The organism is Nostoc cf. edaphicum LEGE 07299 (genome assembly GCF_015207245.1).
In the GTDB taxonomy this organism is placed as follows: Bacteria; Cyanobacteriota; Cyanobacteriia; order Cyanobacteriales; family Nostocaceae; genus Nostoc; species Nostoc edaphicum_B.
Window position 1 is genome coordinate 1 of record NZ_JADEXF010000320.1, and the last position, 5,337, is coordinate 5,337.

The 5,337-nt window shown below is 40.8% G+C and carries 6 protein-coding genes and 1 pseudogene; 6 read left to right on the plus strand and 1 reads right to left on the minus strand.

Annotated elements, in window-relative coordinates:
* Positions 1 to 2 precede the first annotated feature (2 nt).
* Positions 3 to 761: an ABC transporter ATP-binding protein gene (locus IQ229_RS11505; protein WP_194043807.1), complete on the plus strand. Its 759-nt coding sequence runs from the start codon at positions 3 to 5 to the stop codon at positions 759 to 761.
* Between the two features lie 2 nt (positions 762 to 763).
* Here IQ229_RS11505 and IQ229_RS24670 read toward each other — a convergent pair.
* Positions 764 to 1,123: pseudogene (locus IQ229_RS24670) on the minus strand (DUF4351 domain-containing protein); the annotation flags it as partial.
* Positions 1,124 to 1,252: 129 nt separating this feature from the next.
* Between IQ229_RS24670 and IQ229_RS11515 the strand changes: the two are divergent.
* From IQ229_RS11515 to IQ229_RS11535, 5 genes are all read left to right on the plus strand, one after another.
* Positions 1,253 to 1,984 carry an ABC transporter ATP-binding protein gene (locus IQ229_RS11515; protein ID WP_194043809.1) on the plus strand — a complete coding sequence of 244 codons (732 nt, stop codon included), beginning with the start codon at positions 1,253 to 1,255 and terminating at the stop codon, positions 1,982 to 1,984.
* Positions 1,985 to 2,017: 33 nt separating this feature from the next.
* Positions 2,018 to 2,581, plus strand: coding sequence for a Uma2 family endonuclease (locus IQ229_RS11520; RefSeq protein ID WP_194043811.1), 564 nt, complete (start codon positions 2,018 to 2,020; stop codon positions 2,579 to 2,581).
* A 223-nt stretch (positions 2,582 to 2,804) separates the two neighbouring features.
* Positions 2,805 to 3,452 (plus strand): histidine phosphatase family protein, encoded by a 648-nt coding sequence (locus IQ229_RS11525; protein ID WP_194043813.1) that lies wholly within the window; start codon positions 2,805 to 2,807, stop codon positions 3,450 to 3,452.
* A gap of 85 nt (positions 3,453 to 3,537) precedes the next feature.
* Positions 3,538 to 4,563, plus strand: a complete 1,026-nt coding sequence (locus IQ229_RS11530) for a glucokinase (RefSeq protein WP_194043815.1) — start codon at positions 3,538 to 3,540, stop codon at positions 4,561 to 4,563.
* Between the two features lie 45 nt (positions 4,564 to 4,608).
* A complete protein-coding gene (locus IQ229_RS11535) occupies positions 4,609 to 5,211 on the plus strand; it encodes a hypothetical protein (protein WP_194043817.1) in 603 nt (200 codons plus the stop codon).
* Positions 5,212 to 5,337: the final 126 nt, after the last annotated feature.

Sequence of the window (5,337 nt, forward strand, 5' to 3'; positions counted from 1 at the left end):
GTATTGTCTTAGAAGCAAGAGCATTAACTCGCCGCTTTGGTGGTTTAGTGGCGGTAAATAATGTATCTTTTAGTGTAAATAAACATGAGATTTTTGGATTAATTGGCCCTAATGGAGCTGGCAAAACAACACTGTTTAATTTGATTACTGCCTTTATTCCACCTTCTGGCGGCCAATTAATTTATCAAGGTGCAGAAGTTTCTCAACTGCGGCCTCATCAAATTGCGGCTTTAGGTATCGCCCGTACCTTCCAAAATATTCGGTTGTTTGGGGAATTATCGGCGTTAGAAAATGTGATAATCGCCCGACATTTACACATCCAAAGTAATATGATTACAGGTGTTTTGGGATTACCACCAGCGCCTCGTGAAGAATTGAAGACTAAGCAGAAAGCTTTAGATTTATTAGATTTGGTGGGATTAAGCGATCGCGCTGACGAAAAAGCCAAAAACTTTGCTTACGGCGATCAGCGTCGGCTAGAAATTGCCCGTGCTTTAGCATTGGAACCGCAAATTTTACTTCTCGATGAGCCGGCGGCGGGAATGAACCCAAATGAAAAGCAGCAGTTGAGTGAATTTATCCGTAGCCTGCGCGATCGCTTCAATTTGACGATCGTTCTGATTGAACACCATGTACCATTGGTTATGGGTTTGTGCGATCGCATTGCTGTATTAGATTTTGGTCAATTAATTGCCTTGGGCGAACCATCTGTAGTCAGAAATAACCCGGCTGTAATTGAAGCTTATTTGGGAAATGATTGAATTTATCTAGATAAAATTACCACAAATTCGTCTAAAGAACTCACAGCGATCGCGCTATCCATTAAATTCTCTAATTTTTCCACACTTTCACCCTCAAGCCTTGCTTCCACTTCATGAGGAATTTCACCAAAGCGTCGTCGCAATACTCGGATTAACTGCTGTAGCGTACCCAGATGAAGACCCTGCTGAATACCTTTTTGTTCAATTTCTTGATACCAAGGCGATTCTCGCAATACTGCCATATCCAACCTCATGATTTGTTGCACTAAAAGCGTGTCTAACACAAAGCTAGCAAAAAATGCCAGCAATGATTCTAATTGGTTCAACTGTGCATCTGCTCGTAGCGCCTGTAATGCGCGTTGCACAACTGATACCTCTCCCCCTCCTCGAAGTTGATTTTTAAGTTGAAGCAATGTCTACGCACTGTTTTAAGAAATGTATGATTGATGTATCTTAGATTTTGAATTAACATTTCTGGATGTAAACCGCCCATGAAAGCCGATAGTAAGCCAAACTATACAATTTTAGAAGTTCAAGAACTTGATGTTAATTATGGCGGCATCCAAGCTTTAAAAAAGATTAATTTAATTATTCAAAAAGGCGAGGTAGTTACTCTAATTGGTGCTAATGGTGCTGGAAAAACGACTACACTTCGCGCCATATCTAAAGTAGTTAATCCTAAGAGTGGCGTAATTATCTATAATGGACATAATATTACCCGCCGCCAAACTCACGAAGTTGTACAACTTGGTATCGCCCACTGTCCTGAAGGACGCAGAGTATTAGCGCGACAAACAGTATTTGATAATTTACTTTTGGGTGCTTATATTCGCTCCAATCAAGCGGAGATAAAAGCAGATATTCAGCGCCAATTTGATCTATTTCCCCGCTTGTCACAAAGACGCAATCAACTAGCAGGAACTCTTAGTGGTGGTGAACAACAAATGTTAGCGATCGCTCGCGCTGTCATGAGTAAACCACAACTGTTACTTTTAGACGAGCCTAGCTTAGGTTTAGCACCTGCGATCGTCCGGGAAATATTCTCAATTATTGAAAATCTCCGTGCTACAGGCGTGACTATTTTGTTAGTTGAACAAAACGCTAATCTAGCACTACAAATTGCCGATCGCGGTTATGTTTTAGAAGCTGGTTCTATTACTTTAACAGGTGCAGCATCAGAATTGATTAGTGATGAGCGAGTCAAAAAAGCTTATTTAGGATAATTAATTAAATTAAAACTTGGGAGGTACAAGCACATGGTAAAATCAGCAACTAAACCCCTAACCTTAGAAGAGTTTTTGAAACTACCAGAAACAAAGCCTAGCTCAGAATACATCAATGGTCAAATTCTTCAAAAGCCAATGCCTCAAGGAAAACATAGTATTCTTCAGGGTGAATTAGTTAGTAATATCAATTCTGTAGTTAAACCTCAAAGAGTTGCCCTTGCTTTTCCAGAATTGCGGTGTACTTTTGGCGGACGCTCAATTGTCCCTGATGTAGCTGTGTTTGCTTGGGAACGAATTCCCATAGATGAACATGGAGATGTAGCAAATGTATTTAAGACATATCCAGACTGGACAATTGAGATTCTTTCACCAGAACAAAGCCAGACTAAAGTAACCGGAAATATTCTACATTGTTTAAAATATGGTAGTCGTTTAGGTTGGTTAATTGATCCAGGCGATCGCTCTGTTTTAGTTTATCCACCAAAGCAGCAACCAGAACTTTTACAAGAAGAACAAGAAATATTACCAGTTCCCGATTTAGTTAGCGATTTTAAATTAACTGTAGGGCAATTATTTGGATGGTTAAAGTTATAAGCAATCGTATAGATTAATAAAAACGGGTAATAGTTGGAAATTTGCGACTGAAGCTGATTTAGAAGATTTTGTCTGGGCGAATTTAAACCGATAACTTTTCCTAATAATTAGCATTATTAAATATTATTACAATTTTTGTCATATATTAATATTTGCAGCCCTCCTTGCAGATATCTATATATTTGTTTAGCGGCGAATTCTATTCACCGGAATAATTAAACCCATGAGTCAAATAGTCTGGATAGCAAGACACGCTAACCGCCTCGACTTCGTAAACCCCGATTGGTTTCTTACCGCCGAACGACGCTACGATCCACCCTTGTCTGATGATGGTATGGTGCAGGCACAGCAGTTAGCTAAACGATTAAAAGGAGGAAATATTGGCCATATTTTCGCTTCTCCTTTTCTACGAACCGTACAAACGGCAAACGCAGTTGCAGAAATGCTCGACTTGCCGATTAAACTCGAAACAGGCTTGAGTGAATGGCTAAATCCAGTTTGGATGACGGAAGAACCCGTAAGACTGTCAACTCCAGCATTAGCAGAGTTATTCCCCAGAATTGACAGCAGCTATACCTCGCGCATCGCCGCAAAATTTCCTGAAACTCACGAAAAAGTGCGAGAACGTTCTGGACAAACTGCTAGATGTTTAGCTACTGAGTTCTACCCAGAGGATATCCTGCTAGTAGCACATGGTGCATCTGTATTGGGCGGAGCAATGGGGTTAGTGGGGGAAATCGCCAAAACAGAAGTCAAAGCTTCTTTGTGTTCTCTGGTAAAAGTGGTACGCCAGGAACCAGAATGGTTATTAGAACTAACGGGAGATACTTCCCATTTAACCCACATAGAAGAAGTTATTCGATTTGCTTAAACCTCTGATAGAGATTTGCGTTCATGGCTTCTGATACGTTGAGTACATCTTACAAAAAAAGTAATTTAATTCACCAATAAATTCTATGACTTTGTTACTAGCAGGAGATATCGGCGGTACAAAAACTATTCTGCGATTGGTTGAAACATCAGATTCATCGGTTCTACATACTATTTATCAGGAAAGTTACCACAGTGCCGATTTTCCTGATTTAGTACCGATAGTGCAGGAGTTTTTGGTCAAAGCTAATACACCTACACCAGATAAGGCTTGTTTTGCGATCGCCGGCCCCATTGTCAAAAATACTGCCAAACTGACCAATTTAGTTTGGTTCTTGGATACCGAACGTCTACAAGAAGAATTGGGTATCCCTCACATTTCTTTGATTAACGACTTCGCCGCCATTGGTTACGGCATTTTAGGTTTACAAAAACAAGACTTGCTGACGTTGCAAGTTGGCAAATCTCAACCTGAAGCCCCAATTGCAATTATTGGTGCTGGTACTGGTTTAGGGCAAGGATTTTTAATTAGACAGGGAAACTACTATCAAGTTTTTTCTTCAGAAGGTGGACACGCTGACTTTGCTCCTCGAAACGAGATCGAGTTTCAATTGTTGAGATACCTGCTAGGTAAACATGATATCCAGCGCGTTTCTGTGGAACGCGTGGTTTCTGGAATGGGAATTGTGGCAATTTACCAATTTCTGCGCGATCGCAAATTTGCCACAGAATCACCAGATATTGCCCAAATAGTTAGAACTTGGGAACAAGAAGCGGGACAGGAAGAGAAAAGTGTCGATCCTGGTGCTGTCATTGGTACAGCTGCACTAGAAAAACGCGATCGCCTCTGCGAACAAACTTTGCAATTATTTGTAGAAGCTTACGGTGCAGAAGCCGGTAATCTCGCCCTGAAACTCCTACCTTACGGTGGCTTATACATCGCTGGTGGAATTGCACCGAAAATCCTATCCTTAATCCAAAATAGCGGTTTCTTATTGAATTTCACCCAAAAAGGTAGGATGCGCCGCCTCCTCGAAGAGATTCCCGTGTATGTTATCCTCAACTCGCAAGTCGGCCTAATTGGTGCTGCTTTATGTGCTGCTAGGTTATAACAGCTGGCATCATCAGTGAGATCAGCATCTCAAAGGGCAAAAAATATGACAGTTAAAAGTCTGTTGCCACTAATAGCCGCCACGATAGTCTGTGGTGGTTCTGTTCTTGTAGAAGCGCGTCAACCCAAATCTCCGGTAGCTGTTGTCAAACCAAAGGTTTCTCAACCCGTGCAGCCACAATGGAAGTTATACACCGCTCCAGATGGACGTTTTACAATTTTGATGCCGGGAAACCCCAATAGAAATACCGAATCCCAAAAAACTTACATGGGGGAAATTACCTTAGAAATATTTGTCGCTCAACCGCCAAAACAGCAGGTAGCATACATAGTTGCTTACAATGATTTTCCTTATAGTTACGGTCAAATGGCCGATCCTCAAGCTGTACTTAATAATGCACGGGATATGGCTTTAAAGACTACGAAAAGTAATTTAATTAGTCAACGAAACATTCGTAGTTACAATAATCATCCCGGCAAAGAAATTCAGTACATCAATTCTGGAGGGAAAATTACTATAAGTAGAATGTATGTTGCCGAAGGAAGACTATATCAAGTAATGGCAATCACTACAAAAAAACAGCAAAAGACACTAGCTAAAACCATTACTGGGTATTTAAATTCTTTCAATGTAGTTTTGAAAAAGTGAAATAACTAACAACTTCTACTATATTAGCCTTGTAATTAATTGCAGGGCTAATATAACGTGAGTTCGACGAGTGCTATTTTGACCTCTCCCCCAGCCCCTCTCCTACGTTCAAGGACAACCTCCTCG